Origin of the sequence: Nitrococcus mobilis Nb-231, assembly GCF_000153205.1 — a bacterium.
Classification (GTDB): Bacteria; Pseudomonadota; Gammaproteobacteria; order Nitrococcales; family Nitrococcaceae; genus Nitrococcus; species Nitrococcus mobilis.
This window is the reverse complement of sequence record NZ_CH672427.1, coordinates 3,312,513-3,330,846: the sequence shown is the minus strand read 5'-3', so window position 1 is coordinate 3,330,846 and position 18,334 is coordinate 3,312,513. Positions and strand designations below refer to the sequence as shown.

Sequence of the window (18,334 nt, the reverse complement as noted above, 5' to 3'; positions counted from 1 at the left end):
TCCTCGTCGAAATCGTAATTCAGTGGTCATCACTGCTTCTTTACCGATCATTGACGATCACCGCCGCCAGCGACCAGTACCCGACACCATGGGCTCACGGACCGCAATAATCCGACGCCGCCAAACGAAGCTCACGATCGCCCCGAGCGCCACGACCCCGAGGATCGACAACCCGAGCAGCATACCCACCGGTCCGCCGGAGGATTGATTGGGGTCAGCGGCTGTCGCCTTGAAGAAAGCAAGCAGATCCGCTTTCTCGGAGTCCGTCAGCGGTTTGGCAGAGAAGATTGGCTGCATCGGCGCCATCGCCTCTGGCCAAGTGACAATGGCATCACCGAGCCGACCGTGCGTGCTCGTCAGATCAGGCCCCATGCTGCCGCCACCTAACCCGGCAGCGCTGTGGCAAGCGGCGCAGGAGGGACCACCGTTTCGAAAGCTCGTCTCACCGGTGAACAACTGCTCACCCTTGTCGGCCGAGCCCGCGCTCTCCTCCGTAGCCGCTGCCGCCGGGGCCGCGGCCGATCCAGTGGCGCCCGCTGCCGAGGACTGAGCACCCGCGGCTCCATCTTGAGCCATATAAGCGATCAAATCATCGATCTGCTGGTCCGACAGCCCCAGATTGGGCATGGTCATGGGGTATTTTTCACTGACTTTTTTGGCGACCGGATCGCCCGAGGCGATCATCGCAGCCGGATCTTTAAGCCATTCCTTCAGCCACGCTTCATCACGCTCTTTGGTAATACCCTTGAGATCCGGACCCACCCTGTCGCCTTGACCAATAGTATGGCAGGCCGCGCATTTTTGCTTGAAGAGCGTAGCGCCTGCGGACGCATCACCCGCCCAAGTGCCCGTAGTGAACACTCCAAGACCGATCGCCGCCGACACCAACAACACCTGCTTAAACCGCGCTCGCCGCCTGCTCGGGGCATTCAGCATCGCTTAACCTCCTTACCCAGGACGTTGAATTCCTTATTTTCAATGTCCCGCGCGCGTCTACGAAAAGGCCCGCCCGCATCTAAACGCAACAGCTCGCGCTCCGCGCGAGCCGTGCGCCACGTACGACGCCTCTGTTGTGAAGAAAAGCTGCAAAGAAATTTGCAACAACCCGTGCGAGGATATGTAGCACGCGACTCAACCTTTTTCAAGAGACCCGCGGCGACTGTCGGTAATTTACCTACAGCCGTGCGTCACTCGCAAACCTCTCCCCAGACAGGCCTGCGGAGTTTTTCCGGGCAGCTGGGTCGAGAAGACACCCGTGCCGGTAGCACCTGGGCAAGCTTCGAGGATCACCCCCGGGCGACTAGCCGCGCTTGCGCCGCGACCGGTTCCGCTTGACGAAGGCCAACAGCCGTTTGCGCCGGGCCTGCTGACGGGGAGAGAGCACGTTGACACGCCCGGCATAAGGGTTCGATCCAGCCCGGAGCTCCAAACGGATAGGGGTACCCCAGAGGCCCAATTGGCGTTGAAAGATATTGACCAGATAGCGCCGGTAGGCGGATGTCAACCGAGCGGTTTGGTTACCGTGGATGACGATCACCGGCGGATTGCGCCCACCTTGGTGGGCGTAGCGCAGCTTCACCCGACGTCCCCGCACCAATGGAGGCTGATGCGCGGCCACCGCCTCGGTCAATATCCGATTGAGCTGCGGCGTATCGAGTTTACGGCAAGAGGATGCATAGGCCTGTTGCACCGCACCGTACAGCAAACCCACACCCGTGCCGTAGAGTGCCGAGATGAAATACAGCTTGGCGAAATCGAGGAAGCCCAACTTGCGCTCCAATCCGCGGCGGATCTGCTCCCTACGCGAAGGCTCCAGGCCATCCCATTTATTAACCGCCAGCACCAACGCACGACCGGCATCGAGCACATAACCGATGATACGAACATCCTGCTCGGTGATGCTCTCGTGAGCATCCAGCAGCAAGATCACGACCTGTGCTGCCGTGACGGCCTGCAGCGTCTTGATGGCGCTGAATTTCTCCACGGCTTCATAGACGCGGCTGCGGCGCCGCATCCCGGCGGTATCGATCAGAGTGTAGGCGAACCCGTCGCGCTCGAAGGGAATAAAGATGCTGTCTCGTGTAGTGCCGGGTTGATCGTGAACGAGCACTCGCTCTTCGCCCAAAAGGCGATTGATCAGTGTGCTCTTGCCGACATTGGGACGCCCAACTATGGCAACCCGAATGCGCTCGACAGCGGTATCTCTTCGATAGGGGGGCTCCACCACCTCGTTTACCGCTGCCGTCATACCCTGCAGCACGCTGGCCATGAGCCGAGCCACGCCGGTACCGTGCGCCGCGGCTATTGGATGCGGGTCTCCCAAACCGAGCGTATAAAAATCCGCCGCTACGACACGCGCGTCGAGCCCATCCACCTTGTTGGGGACCAAAAACAGCTGTTTGCCCTGCGCGCGCAACTCGCCTGCAAGCGCCTCGTCCGCCGCGGTGGGTCCGCTGCGTGCATCGACCAAAAACAACACGGCATCGGCTTGTGCGATCGCCTGGCGCGCCTGAGCTTGGACACCCTCGCTAATAGCCCCATTGCCCTGCCCCATACCACCAGTATCCACCACGATATAGGCACACGGCCCGATCCGCCCTCGGCCATACTGGCGATCGCGGGTCAGTTCGGGGAAATCGGCTACCAAGGCATCGCGGCTACGAGTGAGGCAATTAAATAATGTCGATTTACCGACGTTGGGCCGCCCTACCAGAACGATTACGGGTTCCATGGAATTCACGCTTTTCGCCCCATCAAAGCCGCTTAGTGAATAAACGTAGCCCTAATAGCGGACATCGCTTGGGCACCTTAGAATAGTGAGCCACCTGCACGGCCTGAGCGCCCTGCGTCGTCGACTCGACAAGGCGACAAGTATATTTATAACCGCGAAGAGGATAACACCGACCAACCGGGGTGTATTGCGATAGAGCCCATGTGAAGCCTCTTCCTCGGCGAATGCCGGTGTTTGATGATAGCATCAGGCAGCATGGAGCATGACCGCAACACCCTGAAGCTAATGCTCGCAAGCGCCGCTTGAGTGCGAGTGCGAGTGCGAGTGCGAGTGCGAGTGCGAGTGCGAGTGCGAGTGCGAGTGCGATAGGAAAGTAAACAGATAGCCTGGCCGAACCCAATTCGGTCTCCCCCCTAGACTGCCGCAGCCGGGAAGATGACATGGGATTTCTCAAAGATAAGCGTGCCCTCATTGTCGGTATCGCCAGCAACCGTTCCATTGCCTGGGGTATTGCCCAAGCCATGTATCGGGAAGGGGCCACACTCGCTCTCACCTATCAGAACGACAAGCTCAGATCGCGTGTGGAACAGTGTGCGCGGGAGTGCGGCAGCGAACTCGTACTGCCGCTGGACGTTACCGACGATGACCAAATCGAGACCGTTTTCGAAACGCTTGGTAAGCGCTGGGAAGGTATCGATATCGTGGTTCACGCCGTCGGCTTTGCACCCCGCGAGGAATTGCAAGGCTCCTTCGTCGATAATACGACCCGCGAAGGATTTCGGATTGCACAAGATATCAGCAGCTATAGTTTTATCGCGCTCGCGCGCTCTGGACGCTCACTGATGCAAGGCCGCAACGCCGCACTGCTGACGCTGACCTATCTGGGCGGCGAACGCGCGCTGCCGAGCTACAACGTCATGGGGCCGGCCAAGGCAAGCCTCGAAGCCAATGTGCGGTATATGGCCTATGACCTCGGACCGGACGGCATCCGGGTGAACGCGGTCTCGGCCGGTCCCATCCGTACCTTAGCGGCTTCCGGAATCGGCAATTTCCGCAAGATGCTGGACTTCAATCTCAAGGCCGCGCCGCTGCGGCGCAACGTGACCCTGGAGGAGGTCGGCAACGCCAGCGCGTTTCTCTGCTCGGACTTGGCGCTGGGTATCACCGGCGAGGTACTGCATGTAGACGCCGGCTTCCATGCGGTCGCGCTCTCCGGAGCCGAACTGAGCGATAATCCATAACCGATGCGTCACGGCGCATCGCCAGACGGAACCTGCCCGCGATCGAATTCCACATCAGCCTGTTGTCGCAACACATGAATCATCGCCTGCAAGGTGGACTCGGCGTTCAAACGCTGTAGCCCCTGGCGCACCTGCGTGCGCTCGGCCGCGTCGAGCTTGTCGAGCGCGCCATCACGCACACCACGCACTTCCACCACGCCATAGCCCCCATCCGATAACTCGATTCCTGCCAGGGCAAGCGCGTCACTGCTTGGATGCGGGAGACGAAAACCTCGTTCCACAATGGCCGCCGGGACTTTGTTGCTACCACGTCGCACCCAGCCCACAGCCGAGTACCGGGCGTGCTGATTAGCCTCAGCCAGAGCTTCGAGAGATTGCCCGGATTTCGCTTTTTCGAGCAACTGCGCACCAAGTTTTTGTGCCTGTTCAGATGCCCCAACAGTAACCAGATGCTCGCGGACTCGATCCCGGACCTCGGCCAGTGGGCGCACAGCCGCCGGCTTGTGCTGATCGACACGCAAAATCACCTGGTGCTCATCGCCGAGATCGATGCTTTGACTATTGAGTCCTTGTTTCAAAACCTCGTCGCTGAAAGCGGCCTTGACGACCTTGGGGTGTGAGGCGATGCCTTCCTTAGCACCGGCTTGCGAGAACCAATTGCTCTGACGGATTTTGAGGCCGAATTTAGCGGCTAACGGCTCGAGACTGTCTGGATGCTCATAGGCATAGTTGGCCGCCTGATTGCTGAGCTTATAGAAACGCTTGCCAGACTGCTGCTTAAGCAATTCCTGGCGAATCTGAGATTCGACCTCACTGAATGGCTTGACCCCACCGGCGCGGCTAGCCGTAACCTCGATCAGGTGCCAACCAAACCGACTGCGTATGGGCTCACTGGTCTCGCCGATTGGAAGCTTGAAAGCCGCCTCATCGATCGCCTTGGCCATCTCCCCTTGGCGCACGAAACCAAGATCACCACTCTGTCGCGCCGAACCCACATCCTGAGATTGACGTTGCGCGAGTTCGGCAAAACTCGCGCCCTGCACGATTCGCTCGCGCAACGCCTCGATTTGCCCGCGGGCGACTTCGATCTGGTGCTGGCTCGCATCTTTCGGCAGTTTGATTAGGATGTGCCGGACTCGACGCGCATCAGGGACTGTGAAACGGCTGTCTTTGAATTCCTCGTAAAACCGCTGCACTGCTTTGTCATCCAGCTCGAGCTGATCTGCCAAGGCGTTCTCGGAGAGCTCGATGTAGCTGACCTTCACCTGCGCGGGCTGTTCAAATGCTTGTTTGTGCGTAGCGTAATATTGCTGGATGGCCTTTGCGTCCACTTGAGTCTGATCCCGAAAATTCGCCGAGTCGATCTTGAGCCAGGCCAGGTCGCGGCTTTGGCGCTCGAGCGCCACGAATCGCGCCATCTCGTGCTTAGTAGCCACGGCGGTACCGACGATACCGAGTTCCAATTGTCGCAACAGCTGCTGCTGGCGTAGTTGGGCCTCGTATTGGTCCGTAGAATAGCCGCTCTGCCGCAGCACCGCCCGGTAACGTTCCTTTGAGAATTGACCATCGGCGAGAAAATACGGTTGGCTACGAATAAATGAACGCAGCGATTCGTCCGTCACGCGAAAGCCCTGGCTGCGTATGAAATACAACAACACAGCCTGGTCGACTAGGCGGTCGAGCACCTGTGGGCGTAGATGGCTCTCATCAAACAGCGCCGGATTGTATTGATCACCCAGCAACTCGCGTAATTGGCTCTGCTGACGCTGCACGGCCGCATCCAATTCGGCACGCGTGATATCGATACCGTTCACGGTGGCAACGGTCGGGTTTGAATCTCCCGTAAAATAATTGTAAACACCGAAAAAAGCGAAAGGGATGATCAGCAGACCAACAATGATATAGGCCACTATACCTTGCGCCCGATCTCGGATGGTTTGCAGCATGATAGAGCTACCTGTTCAGTGCGCGCGTCTTTTTAAGACTCGACAACCAACGCAACCGCCCCGGGCAGGTTTAATGAAACAGGCGCTGAGCCATAACTTAGCCAACCCGACTTGGACGAGCATAGAAGTAAAAAGGCGCCCCGCAAGGCGCCTCTCTTGTGTAGTGCGTCGACGCGCCACACTCATTGACGAAGAGAAGTGGCGGAGCGGACGGGACTTGAACCCGCGACCTCCGGCGTGACAGGCCGGCATTCTAACCAGCTGAACTACCGCTCCGGTTTTCTTAATGGGTGGTGAGGGGCTCGAACCCCCGACTTTCGCCTTGTAAGGGCGACGCTCTCCCAGCTGAGCTAACCACCCGCACGTAGTTGGCTAATTTACTGCATCCTTCAAAGCCTTGCCAGCCTTGAACCCGGGCGTTTTGGATGCCGGGATGGTGATGCTTTCACCCGTCCTGGGGTTACGACCAGTACGCGCGGCACGCTCACGAACAGCAAATGTCCCAAATCCGACTAACGTCACCTGGTCGCCTTCCTTTAGAGCATCAGTCACGGAAGTAACGAACGCATCGACAGCACGGCTTGCAGCTGCTTTAGAAAGGTCGGCAGACTGGGCAACGACTTCGATCAGTTCCGACTTGTTCATTCAAGTATTCCCCTGTTGTTCTCTGAACACAAGCAAATTCCCTGGACGCAACCCACCTGGAAAAGGCGATAATTTCGGCCCCTCTCAGCGTTGAAGCAATACCACAGACATCATGGCGGTATGCTAGCGTCCTCATTTGTTGAGAACAACCTTGACATTCGGGACGACAGAAGCGCCGCGCCCCATGCTATTGAGCCTCTTAGCACCCGATGATCCTACTTGTAGGTGAAGCCGTCAAAAACGGGTGTTTTTTTATTGTAAGCGAACGGCAGGCCACAACGACCGGCCTGCCGCGCATTTTATATAGCAGACGCTCGGGAAAGGCGTCAACACAGATCCGATGCCTTAGTGGGGCCGGACCACATCTCTTTTTTTGCGCCCCTTGGTGGAACGACGCTCATCTTTGCCAGGCTCTTGAGCCTCGCCCTCGCTTTCGGGCAGCGGGGTTGGCTGCTGGGTCAAAGCGACCTCCAAGACCTCGTCGATCCAACGCACCGGGCGGATATCAAGCCGATTCTTCACATCCTTGGTTATATCGGCCAGATCCTTGCGGTTCTCCTCTGGGATCAATACGGTCTTGATACCGCCACGCAATGCCGCTAGAAGCTTCTCCTTGAGCCCACCGATAGGCAGGACTTCACCGCGCAACGTAATCTCGCCGGTCATTGCCACATCCGCACGAACCGGTATCCCGGTTAGCGCCGACACCAAAGCCAAGCACATTCCTATCCCCGCACTCGGACCGTCTTTCGGAATGGCACCCTCCGGGACATGAATATGGACATCCAGCTTCTGATGAAACTCCGGATCGATTCCAAGCGCTCGGGTACGGCTGCGTACTACCGTCATAGCGGCTTGAATGGACTCGCGCATCACCTCCCCCAGCTGACCCGTATTGGTCAACCGGCCTTTGCCGGGCACGACAGCGGTCTCGATGGTAAGTAATTCACCGCCGACCTCGGTCCAGGCAAGCCCCGTGACGCGACCGACTTGATCGCTCTCCTCCACGACGCCATAGCGATAACGTTGCACACCAAGGTATTTGTCCAGATTTTGCTGGGTAATTAGAATCTTTTTCTCGCGTGGCTTGAGCAATACACTTTTGACCACCTTACGGCAAATCTTGGCGATTTCCCGTTCAAGGTTACGCACACCCGCCTCACGCGTGTAATAGCGCACAATACCACGGATTGCGTTCTCGCTGATATCCATCTCACCCTTTCTTATTCCGTTGGCTTTGCGCTGTTTGGGGATCAAATAACGTAAGGCGATATTGACTTTTTCCTCCTCCGTATACCCCGGCAAGCGGATCACCTCCATACGATCCAGCAACGGAGCCGGTATGCTCAGCGTGTTGGCGGTGCACACGAACATAACATCGGAGAGATCGAAGTCGACTTCCAGATAGTGATCATTGAACGTCGAGTTCTGCTCAGGATCCAGCACTTCAAGCAACGCCGAGGCCGGATCGCCACGGAAATCCATCGCCATCTTGTCCACTTCATCGAACAAGAACAGCGGATTACGGGTTCCTACCTTGGCGAGCTTTTGCAAGATCTTGCCGGGCAACGAGCCGATATAAGTCCGGCGATGGCCCCGTATCTCTGCCTCGTCGCGTACGCCACCCAATGACATCCGCACGAATTTGCGATTGACTGTACGGGCAATGGACTGGCCCAGTGAGGTTTTACCAACGCCGGGCGGACCAACCAAGCATAAAATAGGACCTCTGAGCTTGCGCACACGCTGCTGCACCGCCAGATACTCGACGATCCGTTCCTTGACACGCTCTAGACCGTAGTGATCGGCATCCAGAATCTTCTTGGCGTGACGCAAATCGTGGCTCACTCGCGTACGTTTTTTCCACGGCACGCTGATGATCCAGTCCAAGTAGTTACGAACCACCGTAGCCTCAGCTGACATCGGTGACATCAAGCGCAGCTTATTGAGCTCCTGTTCCGCCTTTTCCCGTGCTTCCTTGGGCATACCCGAAGACTTGATTTTCTTCTCAAGCTCCTCGAGTTCGTTCGGGGCGTCCTCCAGCTCACCGAGCTCCTTTTGAATCGCCTTCATCTGCTCGTTGAGGTAATACTCGCGCTGAGATTTCTCCATCTGCTGTTTGACACGCCCGCGGATGCGCTTTTCCACTTGGAGGACATCGAGCTCCCCTTCTATGAGAGCCATCATATGCTCCAAGCGTTTCTGCACATTCTCTATCTCGAGAATCTTCTGCTTCTCCTCGATCTTGAGCGACATATGCGCGGCAATCGTATCGGCCAAACGACCCGGATCATCGATGCCGGATAGTGAAGAGAGGATTTCCGGCGGAATCTTCTTGTTCAACTTAACGTACTGCTCAAACAAAGTGAGCAGCGAGCGCATGATAATTCCGACCTCGCGCTCACCACGATAACCGCTTTCTTCAAGTCCTTCGACACGAGCCGAAAAATAGGCTCCCGCCGTATCGAGATGTACGATACGGGCCCGCTCGGCGCCTTCAACCAACACTTTCACCGTTCCATCGGGCAACTTGAGCATTTGCAAGATATTGGCCACGGTGCCGACTCGGTAGATATCATTGCGCCCCGGATCATCGACCTCAGCACTTTTCTGAGCGGCCAGGAAGATTCGCTTATCCACCTCCATAGCGGCTTCCAGTGCACGGATTGACTTCTCTCGGCCCACGAACAGCGGGATCACCATATGCGGGTAAACGACAACGTCGCGCAATGGCAGTACCGGTGCGGTATCGATGTATTCGGTCACGGTGTCACTCGCCATACCGGAATTCCTCATCGAAATCGACTACATGGCACGGCCACCGCTAGGCGGCCCGTGTGCGGATTAAACTCCAACATGCGGCCACCTCAGCCCGTTTTCAATGCAGAAAAAAACGCCGGTCGCGAAGCGGCCGGCGCTCTGCTACGGAGCGGACGGGGCCGAACCGGCCCCTGGTGGGCTCGGGTGGAGTCAGTCGGATGCCGCCACCGGCTGATCCGAGCCTGCATAAATAATGAAAGGCTTGGACTCACCGCTTATAACTGACTCATCGACGACCACCTTGCTGACGTGCTCCATCGAAGGCAGCTCGTACATAGTATCCAGCAATACACGCTCGATCAGCGTACGCAAACCACGGGCACCCGTCTTGCGCTCCATCGCGTTACGGGCTACTCCACGCAGAGCGTCCTCTCGAAACTCGAGCGCCGCGCCTTCCATCGTAAAGAGCTTCTGATATTGCTTAACCAAGGCGTTCTTAGGCTCTATGAGAATGCGCATCAAAGCCTCCTCATCGAGCTCAGTCAAGGTTGCCACTACCGGCATGCGACCGACGAATTCAGGAATCAACCCATACCGGATCAAGTCTTCCGGTTCCACATCCCGCAGTGAGTCGCCGATGCTCTTGCGTTGCTCCCGCCCCTTGATCTCAGCTGAAAAGCCGATGCCGCCACGCTCGGAACGCTGCTGGATGATCTTCTCCAGCCCGGCGAAAGCTCCGCCGCAGATGAACAAGATGTTTCCCGTATTTACCTGAAGAAACTCTTGTTGTGGATGCTTACGGCCCCCCTGCGGTGGTACCGAAGCAATCGTCCCCTCGATCAGCTTCAACAAAGCCTGCTGCACACCTTCACCCGAGACATCGCGGGTAATGGACGGATTATCCGCCTTGCGCGAAATCTTATCGATTTCATCGATGTAGACGATACCCTGTTGAGCCTTCTCGACATCGTAGTCGCATTTCTGCAACAGCTTCTGGATGATGTTCTCTACATCCTCACCGACATAACCCGCCTCCGTCAAGGTAGTCGCATCGGCGATGGTAAATGGCACATCAAGCAATCGCGCCAAGGTTTCCGCCAGCAAAGTCTTTCCTGAACCCGTAGGGCCAATCAGCAAGATATTGCTCTTGGAGAGTTCGACCTCGCTCTTCGAGTGGCTGGCCTCCATGCGCTTATAGTGATTGTAGACCGCCACCGACAGGACCTTCTTCGCCTGCTCTTGGCCAATGACATAGTCATCCAATACGGTCTTAATCTCATGCGGCTTGGGCAACTTGCTACCCGTTCCCGCCGCTTTCTCCTCCATCTCTTCACGAATGATGTCGTTACAGAGCTCGACACATTCGTCGCAGACGAAAACGGACGGGCCCGCAATAAGCTTGCGCACCTCATGCTGACTCTTACCGCAAAAAGAGCAGTAGAGCAGCTTGCCGCTCCCGTCGCCTCTGCCGTTCTCTCTGTCAGTCATTATGTCAACCTCGAACGTGGCAGAAGGACTCTCCTCAAACCATGCCTTCTTTTGCCGACTCACGCAAGAGCGTAGTTATCGCCTTGCAAAAACTTTGAGTGCCCCTACCCTACTTATGGGCCGAGTAGCACGCCGACCTTTCTATCTTTAAGAATGAGCCGAGCGGGCTGTTAGTTCAAGTTCAAGCGTCAATCGATCATTGCTCATGCGGCACCGACCCTACGGGCCGTCATGACTCGGATGGTGCGAGCTTCCCCCGATCGCGCAACACTCCATCTACTATACCGTAAGATTGCGCCGCCTCCGGGCCCATGAAATTATCACGCTCCGTGTCCTGCTGGATCGTCTCAATGTCTTGCCCGGTATGCTGAGCCAGAATTTGATTCAAGCGCTCACGCATGGCCAGTATCTCGCGCGCATGAATCTCCACATCCGTCGCCTGTCCCTGAAAACCGCCAAGCGGCTGATGGATCATGATACGGGAGTTCGGCAAACAGTAGCGTTTGCCGGCGGCACCACCGGTGAGCAAGAGTGCGCCCATACTCGCTGCCTGACCGAGACAAACTGTGCTGACATCCGGCTTGACGAACTGCATGGTGTCATAGATGGCGAGGCCCGCACTCACGACCCCGCCGGGGCTATTTATATAAAGGTGAATGTCTTTGTCGGGATTCTCGGACTCCAGAAACAGCAATTGCGCGATCAACAAGTTGGCTTGATGATCTTCCACCGGACCCACTAGAAAGATGACCCGCTCCTTGAGCAGCCGTGAATAGATATCATAGGCGCGCTCGCCCCGGGCGGTCTGCTCCACCACCATCGGCACGAGACCGGTGGCCATCGGCTCGTGGCGTCGATCACTGGATGTGCTCATGCGTTCACCTCGTTGCCTTCATCTTCAGACTCGCTGTCTTGATCTTCGGTTCCACCTTTGATACCCATCAGCTCGTCGAAGCTCATCACTTGATCGACCGTTTTCACTCGCTCAAGAATCCAGTCCACAGCTTGATCTTCGATAACGGCCAGTTCCAGACCCTCCATCATCTGCCGATGTTCCATGTAATATTGCAAGAGTTCCTGAGGTCGGCTGTGGTTGGAGGCGAGCTCGTTCAACGCTTCCTGCAAGCGTCCCTCATCCAGCCGGATATCGTTGCTGCGGACGATCTCGTTGATCAGCAGATATAATGTGACACGGCGCCGCGCACCCTGCTCGAGCGCTGAGTCGGGAATATCCGGCGTCTGCTCGTCAGAACCGGCTTGCTGCATTCGCCGCAACGCCCGCTCCCGCAGCACCTTGAGCTCAGCGTTCACCAACGACTGCGGCAATTCCAACGCATCATGATGCGCCAACAGCTTATCCAATACCTGCTGCTTAAGCCGGGCACGCACCGCTCGGTCACGCTCGAATTCGAGGCTTTCACGAATCTGGGCACGAACCTGCTCGAAACCACCCTCTTCGATGCCCAACCGCTTTGCAAACTCGTCATCGAGTGCCGGCAACTGCGGTTCCTCGACCCGGTTGACCGTAACGTGAAAAATGGCCGTTTTCCCAGCAAGCTGTTGATCTGGGGAGCGCTCCGGAAAATGGTACTCGATATCCTTCACGTCCTCGGCACGCAATCCCTTCAGAGCTTGCTCGAACTCCTTGGGCATCTGGCCAGAGCCAATCCGCACTCCGACATCCTTGCCTCTATCGCCCTTGAACCCAGCGCCATCAATCTGCCCGGTGAAATCGATGGTGACTCGGTCATCGTCAGCCGAAGGCCGCCCCACCTCCACGTAGTCGACGTTTTGCCGGCGCAGCTGCTCAAGCACCTTGTCAAGGTCCGCATCCGCGATTTCCACCGCCGGTCGCTCCACTTCGAGCTCATCGAGCCCCTTGACCTCGATCTCCGGCAGCACCTCGAAGGTTGCCGTGTATTCTAGATCCTCACCCTCCGCCGTGGGTAAAGGCTGAATATCCGGCGCACCCGCTGGACGCAGCCCCTCCTGCTCCATAGCCTCCACATAGCTCGCCCGGAGCACCTCGGTCACTACTTCATCGCGGACCTCGGCGCCGTAGCGCTTTTCTACGACCTTATAGGGAACCTTACCCGGCCGGAAACCATCCAATCGCACTTGGCTTTTCAAAGAGGTCAAGCGCGATTTCACTTCCTTATCAATACGTTCGTTAGAAACCTGGAATCTCAAGCGTCGCTCCAGGCCCTGGGTCGTTTCCACGGATACTTGCATCGAGCCTACCTCGTTGCGCGGCTGTTTCGGCTTCGGATCATGATCGGCGGGTGGATGCCGATTCACCGTGTGGTGCGAAAGGAGAGACTCGAACTCTCACGGGGAAGTGCCCCACTGGGACCTAAACCCAGCGCGTCTACCGATTCCGCCACTTTCGCTTGGATCTCAGCCGAATTATACAAGCAGTAATGCAAGCGGCCAAAAAGCGCTTGCCACCGCGAACAGCCATGATGGTGTGGGATTTTGGTTACACGCAAGACAAAAACAGCGATCGAGCACGACACAAAGCAAATTTGGTGGGCCGCCAGGGACTCGAACCCCGAACCGACAGATTAAGAGTCTGCTGCTCTACCAGTTGAGCTAGCGGCCCAAAATTTAATTTTTGGGGTGAGCGATGGGATTTGAACCCACGACCGCCGGAGCCACAATCCGGAGCTCTACCAACTGAGCTACGCCCACCATTACGCGGCTTGCTCTTCATATTTAGGATCCGCCGAGGACTGGCACGCCCGGCAGGACTCGAACCTGCAACCGTCGGCTTAGAAGGCCGATGCTCTATCCGATTGAGCCACGGGCGCATAACCAACCGCCTCAGTGCCTGCCGCGGGTAACACGCCGACTCACCGGCTGCCCTCGATCGATCGCGATCGGCAAAACCCGCGCGACTCTAAAATGGTCGGGGTGGAGGGATTCGAACCCCCGACTTCCTGCTCCCAAAGCAGGCGCGCTACCAGGCTGCGCTACACCCCGCTGAGCCCCTGCCCGATACGCACCACGCCTGTTCCCTACCGCTCGGGTACAGAACGGCAGCATAATACGCACGCCCAGGCCTCCCGTCAAACAGCCGCGCTGTACTGCCTTGTGAAGATCCGGCACTGCGTGCGAAAATCCACGTTTTGCTATTGTCGTGAAATCCGCGAAGTTTGGCAAATAGAAGCCTAGGGCCTGTTGACGATCACCCGCGGCGTCGCGTGGCTGCCCAAAATGCGGCCAGCCAAGGCGCGAGGAGAGAAGTTTGGCTATTCCAAATGAACGACGAGCAACGCCGGATGGCCGCATTTTGGGCGCCACCCAAAGGGCCGGGGCCATTTTCCCACAATCCTGCGTTATCGCTCGCGATGCCTTGTCTTGCGAGGAAATGGCCGCCGGCGCGGCGGCGCGGCTAATTGTCAACAGGCCCTAATCACTATGAGCGTGCGCATCATCGACGGCAAGTCCATCGCTGTGGCCATTCGCCGGCGCATCACCGAGGCCGTTCGCAAGCGTATGACCGCGGGGCTGCCTCGACCCGGTCTCGCCGTGATCCAAGTGGGGGACAACCCCGCCTCAAGCGTCTACGTCAGCCATAAGCGCCGGGACTGCACTGAGGTCGGCTTTCATTCCGAAGCCTACGAACTGCCCCTGCAGACCAGTGAAAAGGAACTGGTAAACTTAGTGGATCGGCTGAATAAGAATCCTGCAATCGACGGTGTGCTGGTCCAGTTGCCGCTGCCGGGACATATGGACACACAGGCGGTAATCGAGCGCATCGATCCCGGAAAAGATGTGGACGGATTCCATCCCGAGAATATCGGGCGCCTGCTGCTGCGTCTACCGGGCATACGTCCATGCACTCCATACGGCATAATGAGCCTGTTGGAACACACCGACGAACGACTGGAAGGCAAGGATGCGATCGTCATCGGTCAATCAAACATCGTCGGTCGCCCCATGGCCATCGAACTGCTCAATGCGCGCTGCACGCCCACCATCTGCCACAGCCGCACCCGAGATCTACAAGCCAAAGTACGCAGTGCCGATATCGTGATTGCCGCCGTCGGCCGCGAAGGCTTCATTCCCGGTACTTGGATCAAAACCGGCGCAATCGTCATCGACGTCGGCATCAATCGCAATGCACTTGGTAAACTGGTAGGCGATGTCGATTTCGCCACGGCTTGCGAGCGAGCCGCCTGGATCACTCCGGTACCCGGCGGGGTGGGCCCCATGACCCGCGCCGCACTGCTGGAAAATACTCTGCTCGCTGCGGAGCGGCACAGCCACCGGCCCTGAAATCGTGCACCGAACAAACGGGCGGTAGCAGCGGCTCAGCCCAGCTATGCCGGTGCTCGCGCTCGGCGCGGTGTCGGGTCCGGACCAACCCCGTTAGGTCTCTCTCATGTTGGTGGGTCGATTCACATAACGGAACTGGACGCGACTCGTAAGCTTGCACAGCAGTTCATAGGCGATGGTGCCACACTGCTCGGCAACGCGCCCCACCGGCAGGCTCTCCCCCCAGAGCACGACCAAATCCCCAACCTGTGCATTCGGAGCCGAGCGTAAATCCACGCTGAGCATGTCCATCGAGACACGACCCACCAAGCTCACTTCGCGTCCTGCAACCAACAATGGGGTTCCGCTGGGAGCATGCCGCGGATACCCGTCGCCATAACCAACGGAGACGACGCCTACCGGCATTGCTTCAGGACAGGCATAGATTCCCCCATAGCCGATGAGATCTCCTCGCCGGTGATAGTTGACTGCTACCAGACGTGCCTCCAGGGTTTGCACGGGCCACAGCGCTGGGCTTTCGAGACCATCGATGAAAGGAGAGCAACCGTAGAGCATGATGCCCGGGCGAACCCATTGTGCATGGGTTTGCCGCCAGGCGAGTGTAGCCGCCGAGTTGGCGATGCTACGCTCGCCAGAGAGCCCCTGACAGGCGGCTTCAAAAGTCTCTAGCTGCATCCGAGTGGTCGGATCGCGCCGGTTATCGGCGCGCGCAAGATGAGTCATAAAGCGTACGCTGGCCACCGAGGGCATGGAGCGCAGCCGCTGGTAGACTTCGCATACTTGCCCGGCGGGGAAACCAAGCCGGTGCATACCCGTATCCACTTTGAGCCAAACATCCAGCGGCCGCTGCAGGGTTGAGCGCTCCAGCGGCGCCAATTGCCACTCGGCATGGATAACCGGATCGAGCGCGTACCGATCGAACAGCGGCAGCTCATCCGGCTCGAAATAGCCTGCCAGCAGGATGATTCGGTGCCGATAACCGGCCAAACGCAGCCGGCTCGCCTCAGCCATGCAGCTCACCGCAAAGGCATCCGCTTGCGCCAACGCTGCGGCAACTTGAAGCAATCCGTGCCCGTAACCGTTGGCCTTTAACACCGCGATGACACGCGCACTCGGGGCCGCTTGGCGAGCCACCGCCAAATTGTGCCGCAGCGCGCCGAGGTCAACGGTTGCCCGAGCCAGGCGTGTCACGAAAAGCCCTCACCTCGATAGTCGTCGCCGACGTAGTTCTCAAACCGAGTATATCTACCGAGAAACGTCAGCCGTACGGTTCCGATGGGGCCATTGCGCTGCTTGCCGATGATGATCTCCGCAACGCCTTTGTCAGGGCTGTCCGGGTTGTAGACTTCGTCGCGATAGATAAAGACGATAACGTCGGCATCTTGCTCGATTGCGCCGGACTCGCGTAGATCAGACATGGCCGGACGCTTATTGGGACGTTGCTCCAAGCTGCGGTTGAGCTGCGACAACGCGACCACCGGTACTCCCAACTCCTTGGCCATCGCTTTGAGCGCTCGGGAGATCTCAGCGATTTGGGTGGCCCGGTTTTCTTTATGACCCGGTAGGTGCATGAGCTGGAGATAGTCGACCACAATCAGGCCTAAACCGTGCTCGCGTTTGAGCCGGCGGGCACGAGCACGCATCTCCATGGGAGTCAGAGCTGGCGTATCATCGATGAACAGCCGCGCTTGGGAGAGCAGATTCATGGTACTGGTCAGGCGTGGCCAGTCGCTGTCTTCCAAACGACCGGTGCGGATTCTTTGCAGCTCCACTCGCCCGAGGGAAGAGAGCATGCGCATGGCCAAGGCCTCCCCAGGCATCTCCATGCTAAACAGCGCCACCGGTTGATCCCCGCGCATAGCAGCGACCTCCGCCAGGTTCATCGCGAAGGTCGTCTTGCCCATGGAAGGTCGGCCGGCAACGATCACCAGATCACCGACCTGCAGACCAGCCGTCATACGATCAAAATCGGTAAAACCGGTCGCCAGACCGGTGACATCGCCTTCCTGTAGGTAGAGCGTATCGATACGTTCCACTACCGCGGGGAGGATATCTTTTACGCTGGCGAAGCCTTGCCGATGGCGCTGAAGCCGCTCACCGATCTCGAAGATCAAGCGCTCGGCCGCATCGAGCAAATCGCTGCTGCTGCGACCTTCAGGTCGATAACCGCTGCCCGCGACCTCCGTCCCGGCCCTGATCAGATGCCGCAATACCGACTTCTCCCGGACGATATCGGCATAAGCGCGGATGTTGGCCGAACTGGGCGTATCCCTGGCAAGGGCTCCCAAGTAGGCAAGGCCGCCGGCTTCTTCGAGCAAGCCCTGAGCCTTCAACCACTCGGAGAGGGTCACCACGTCCATCGGTTGACCCGCTTCGGCCAGAGCCTCTATGGCGCGAAATACCAAGCGGTGATCACGACGATAGAGATCGGCATCGACGACCCGGTCGGCCACTTGATCCCAGGCGTCATTGTCAACCATCAGACCGCCGAGCACGGCCTGTTCAGCCTCGATTGAGTGCGGTGGAATCTTAAGCGCTTCGGTTTCGCTCAAAACCGCGTCCACGGCCACCATCGATCACCCTCTGCCGGTGGTCGAGCACACTGATGGCAACGACCTTACCCAGCGCATTGCAGGGCTTTAAAACCCGCCCGCAGGGTCAAGCCGCACGCAATAAATTGTCGACAAGAAACGAACAGGTTTGATCGCAACCTTATCCGGATCGGACAAGTCCATCCGCGTTCATCGGCACAGCGCGCTGCCGACCAAGCACGATCCTTTTTAGTTAACCCTCGGGGGCGATGGTCACTTTGACGATTGCATTCACATCCGTATGTAAATGCAGGGCGACATCGAACTCACCACAACTACGCAGCGGACCGTCGGGTAGGCGCACCTCGCTGCGCTGGATCTCGACCCCGGCACGGGTAATCGCATCCGCGATATCGCCGGTGCCGACCGAGCCAAACAGTTTACCCTCATCACCCGCCTTCGCGGTCAGAGTCACGCTCAGCCCAGCGAGTTGCTCGGCGCGCTGCTGCGCAGACTGCAACACCTCAGCAGCCGCACGCGCCAGCTCCGCGGCGCGCGCCTCGAAGTCTTTAATGTTCTCTGATGTGGCAGGCTTGGCCTTGCCATAAGGAATCAAAAAATTCCGCCCGTACCCTGGACGCACACGTACTCGGTCGCCTAGGCTACCGAGATTCTCCACCTTCTCAAGTAAGATGACTTCCATCGCTGAAC

Annotated in this window: 13 protein-coding genes and 7 tRNA genes; 2 read left to right on the top strand and 18 right to left on the bottom strand. The window is 58.0% G+C overall.

Going from position 1 to position 18,334, the window contains the following annotated elements; all coding sequences use genetic code 11:
* Positions 1-57: 57 nt before the first annotated feature.
* Together NB231_RS15140 and der are read right to left on the bottom strand one after the other, a co-directional pair.
* On the bottom strand, positions 58-936 hold the full coding sequence (locus NB231_RS15140) for a c-type cytochrome (RefSeq protein WP_005004539.1): 879 nt from the start codon (positions 934-936) through the stop codon (positions 58-60).
* A 364-nt stretch (positions 937-1,300) separates the two neighbouring features.
* Positions 1,301-2,731: a ribosome biogenesis GTPase Der gene (gene der, locus NB231_RS15135; protein WP_005004538.1), complete on the bottom strand. Its 1,431-nt coding sequence runs from the start codon at positions 2,729-2,731 to the stop codon at positions 1,301-1,303.
* 440 nt (positions 2,732-3,171) lie between these two features.
* Between der and NB231_RS15130 the strand changes: the two genes are divergently transcribed.
* The gene (locus tag NB231_RS15130) at positions 3,172-3,972 is read left to right on the top strand and encodes an enoyl-ACP reductase FabI (protein WP_005004537.1); all 801 of its coding nucleotides are present in this window, start codon (positions 3,172-3,174) and stop codon (positions 3,970-3,972) included.
* A gap of 8 nt (positions 3,973-3,980) precedes the next feature.
* On the opposite strand, the gene NB231_RS15125 is transcribed toward NB231_RS15130, so the two are convergent.
* From NB231_RS15125 to NB231_RS15065, 13 genes are all read right to left on the bottom strand, one after another.
* Positions 3,981-5,918: a SurA N-terminal domain-containing protein gene (locus tag NB231_RS15125; RefSeq protein WP_005004536.1), complete on the bottom strand. Its 1,938-nt coding sequence runs from the start codon at positions 5,916-5,918 to the stop codon at positions 3,981-3,983.
* A 199-nt stretch (positions 5,919-6,117) separates the two neighbouring features.
* Positions 6,118-6,194 (bottom strand) — tRNA-Asp (locus NB231_RS15120).
* 11 nt (positions 6,195-6,205) lie between these two features.
* Positions 6,206-6,278: transfer RNA gene (locus tag NB231_RS15115), tRNA-Val, on the bottom strand.
* Positions 6,279-6,290: 12 nt separating this feature from the next.
* Entirely contained in the window at positions 6,291-6,563 is a 273-nt protein-coding gene (locus NB231_RS15110) for an HU family DNA-binding protein (protein WP_005004535.1), read from the bottom strand.
* Positions 6,564-6,908: 345 nt separating this feature from the next.
* Positions 6,909-9,344 (bottom strand): endopeptidase La, encoded by a 2,436-nt coding sequence (gene lon, locus NB231_RS15105; protein WP_005004534.1) that lies wholly within the window; start codon positions 9,342-9,344, stop codon positions 6,909-6,911.
* 189 nt (positions 9,345-9,533) lie between these two features.
* Positions 9,534-10,811 carry an ATP-dependent Clp protease ATP-binding subunit ClpX gene (gene clpX, locus NB231_RS15100; RefSeq protein ID WP_005004533.1) on the bottom strand — a complete coding sequence of 426 codons (1,278 nt, stop codon included), beginning with the start codon at positions 10,809-10,811 and terminating at the stop codon, positions 9,534-9,536.
* 229 nt (positions 10,812-11,040) lie between these two features.
* The gene (gene clpP / locus NB231_RS15095) at positions 11,041-11,685 is read right to left on the bottom strand and encodes an ATP-dependent Clp endopeptidase proteolytic subunit ClpP (protein ID WP_005004532.1); all 645 of its coding nucleotides are present in this window, start codon (positions 11,683-11,685) and stop codon (positions 11,041-11,043) included.
* Complete coding sequence (gene tig / locus NB231_RS15090) at positions 11,682-13,043, bottom strand: trigger factor (RefSeq protein WP_040664284.1); 1,362 nt, start codon at positions 13,041-13,043, stop codon at positions 11,682-11,684. Before tig ends, clpP begins: the two co-directional genes overlap by 4 nt.
* 70 nt (positions 13,044-13,113) lie before the next feature.
* Positions 13,114-13,201 (bottom strand) — tRNA-Leu (locus NB231_RS15085).
* A 136-nt stretch (positions 13,202-13,337) separates the two neighbouring features.
* Positions 13,338-13,413: transfer RNA gene (locus NB231_RS15080), tRNA-Lys, on the bottom strand.
* Between the two features lie 13 nt (positions 13,414-13,426).
* A tRNA-His gene (locus NB231_RS15075) sits at positions 13,427-13,502 on the bottom strand.
* Positions 13,503-13,544: 42 nt separating this feature from the next.
* Positions 13,545-13,621, bottom strand: a tRNA-Arg gene (locus tag NB231_RS15070).
* Positions 13,622-13,716: 95 nt separating this feature from the next.
* Positions 13,717-13,793, bottom strand: a tRNA-Pro gene (locus tag NB231_RS15065).
* A 438-nt stretch (positions 13,794-14,231) separates the two neighbouring features.
* On the opposite strand from NB231_RS15065, the gene folD reads away from it, so the two are divergent.
* Positions 14,232-15,092: a bifunctional methylenetetrahydrofolate dehydrogenase/methenyltetrahydrofolate cyclohydrolase FolD gene (gene folD, locus NB231_RS15060; protein WP_005004529.1), complete on the top strand. Its 861-nt coding sequence runs from the start codon at positions 14,232-14,234 to the stop codon at positions 15,090-15,092.
* Between the two features lie 93 nt (positions 15,093-15,185).
* Here folD and alr read toward each other — a convergent pair whose 3' ends face one another.
* The 3 genes from alr to rplI all read right to left on the bottom strand — a co-directional run bounded on the left by alr (position 15,186) and on the right by rplI (position 18,326).
* Positions 15,186-16,283, bottom strand: coding sequence for an alanine racemase (gene alr, locus NB231_RS15055; protein ID WP_005004527.1), 1,098 nt, complete (start codon positions 16,281-16,283; stop codon positions 15,186-15,188).
* Entirely contained in the window at positions 16,280-17,665 is a 1,386-nt protein-coding gene (gene dnaB / locus NB231_RS15050) for a replicative DNA helicase (RefSeq protein WP_005004525.1), read from the bottom strand. The genes alr and dnaB overlap by 4 nt, the downstream gene beginning before the upstream one ends.
* A gap of 211 nt (positions 17,666-17,876) precedes the next feature.
* Positions 17,877-18,326, bottom strand: coding sequence for a 50S ribosomal protein L9 (gene rplI, locus NB231_RS15045; protein WP_005004523.1), 450 nt, complete (start codon positions 18,324-18,326; stop codon positions 17,877-17,879).
* Between the last annotated feature and the right edge of the window lie 8 nt (positions 18,327-18,334).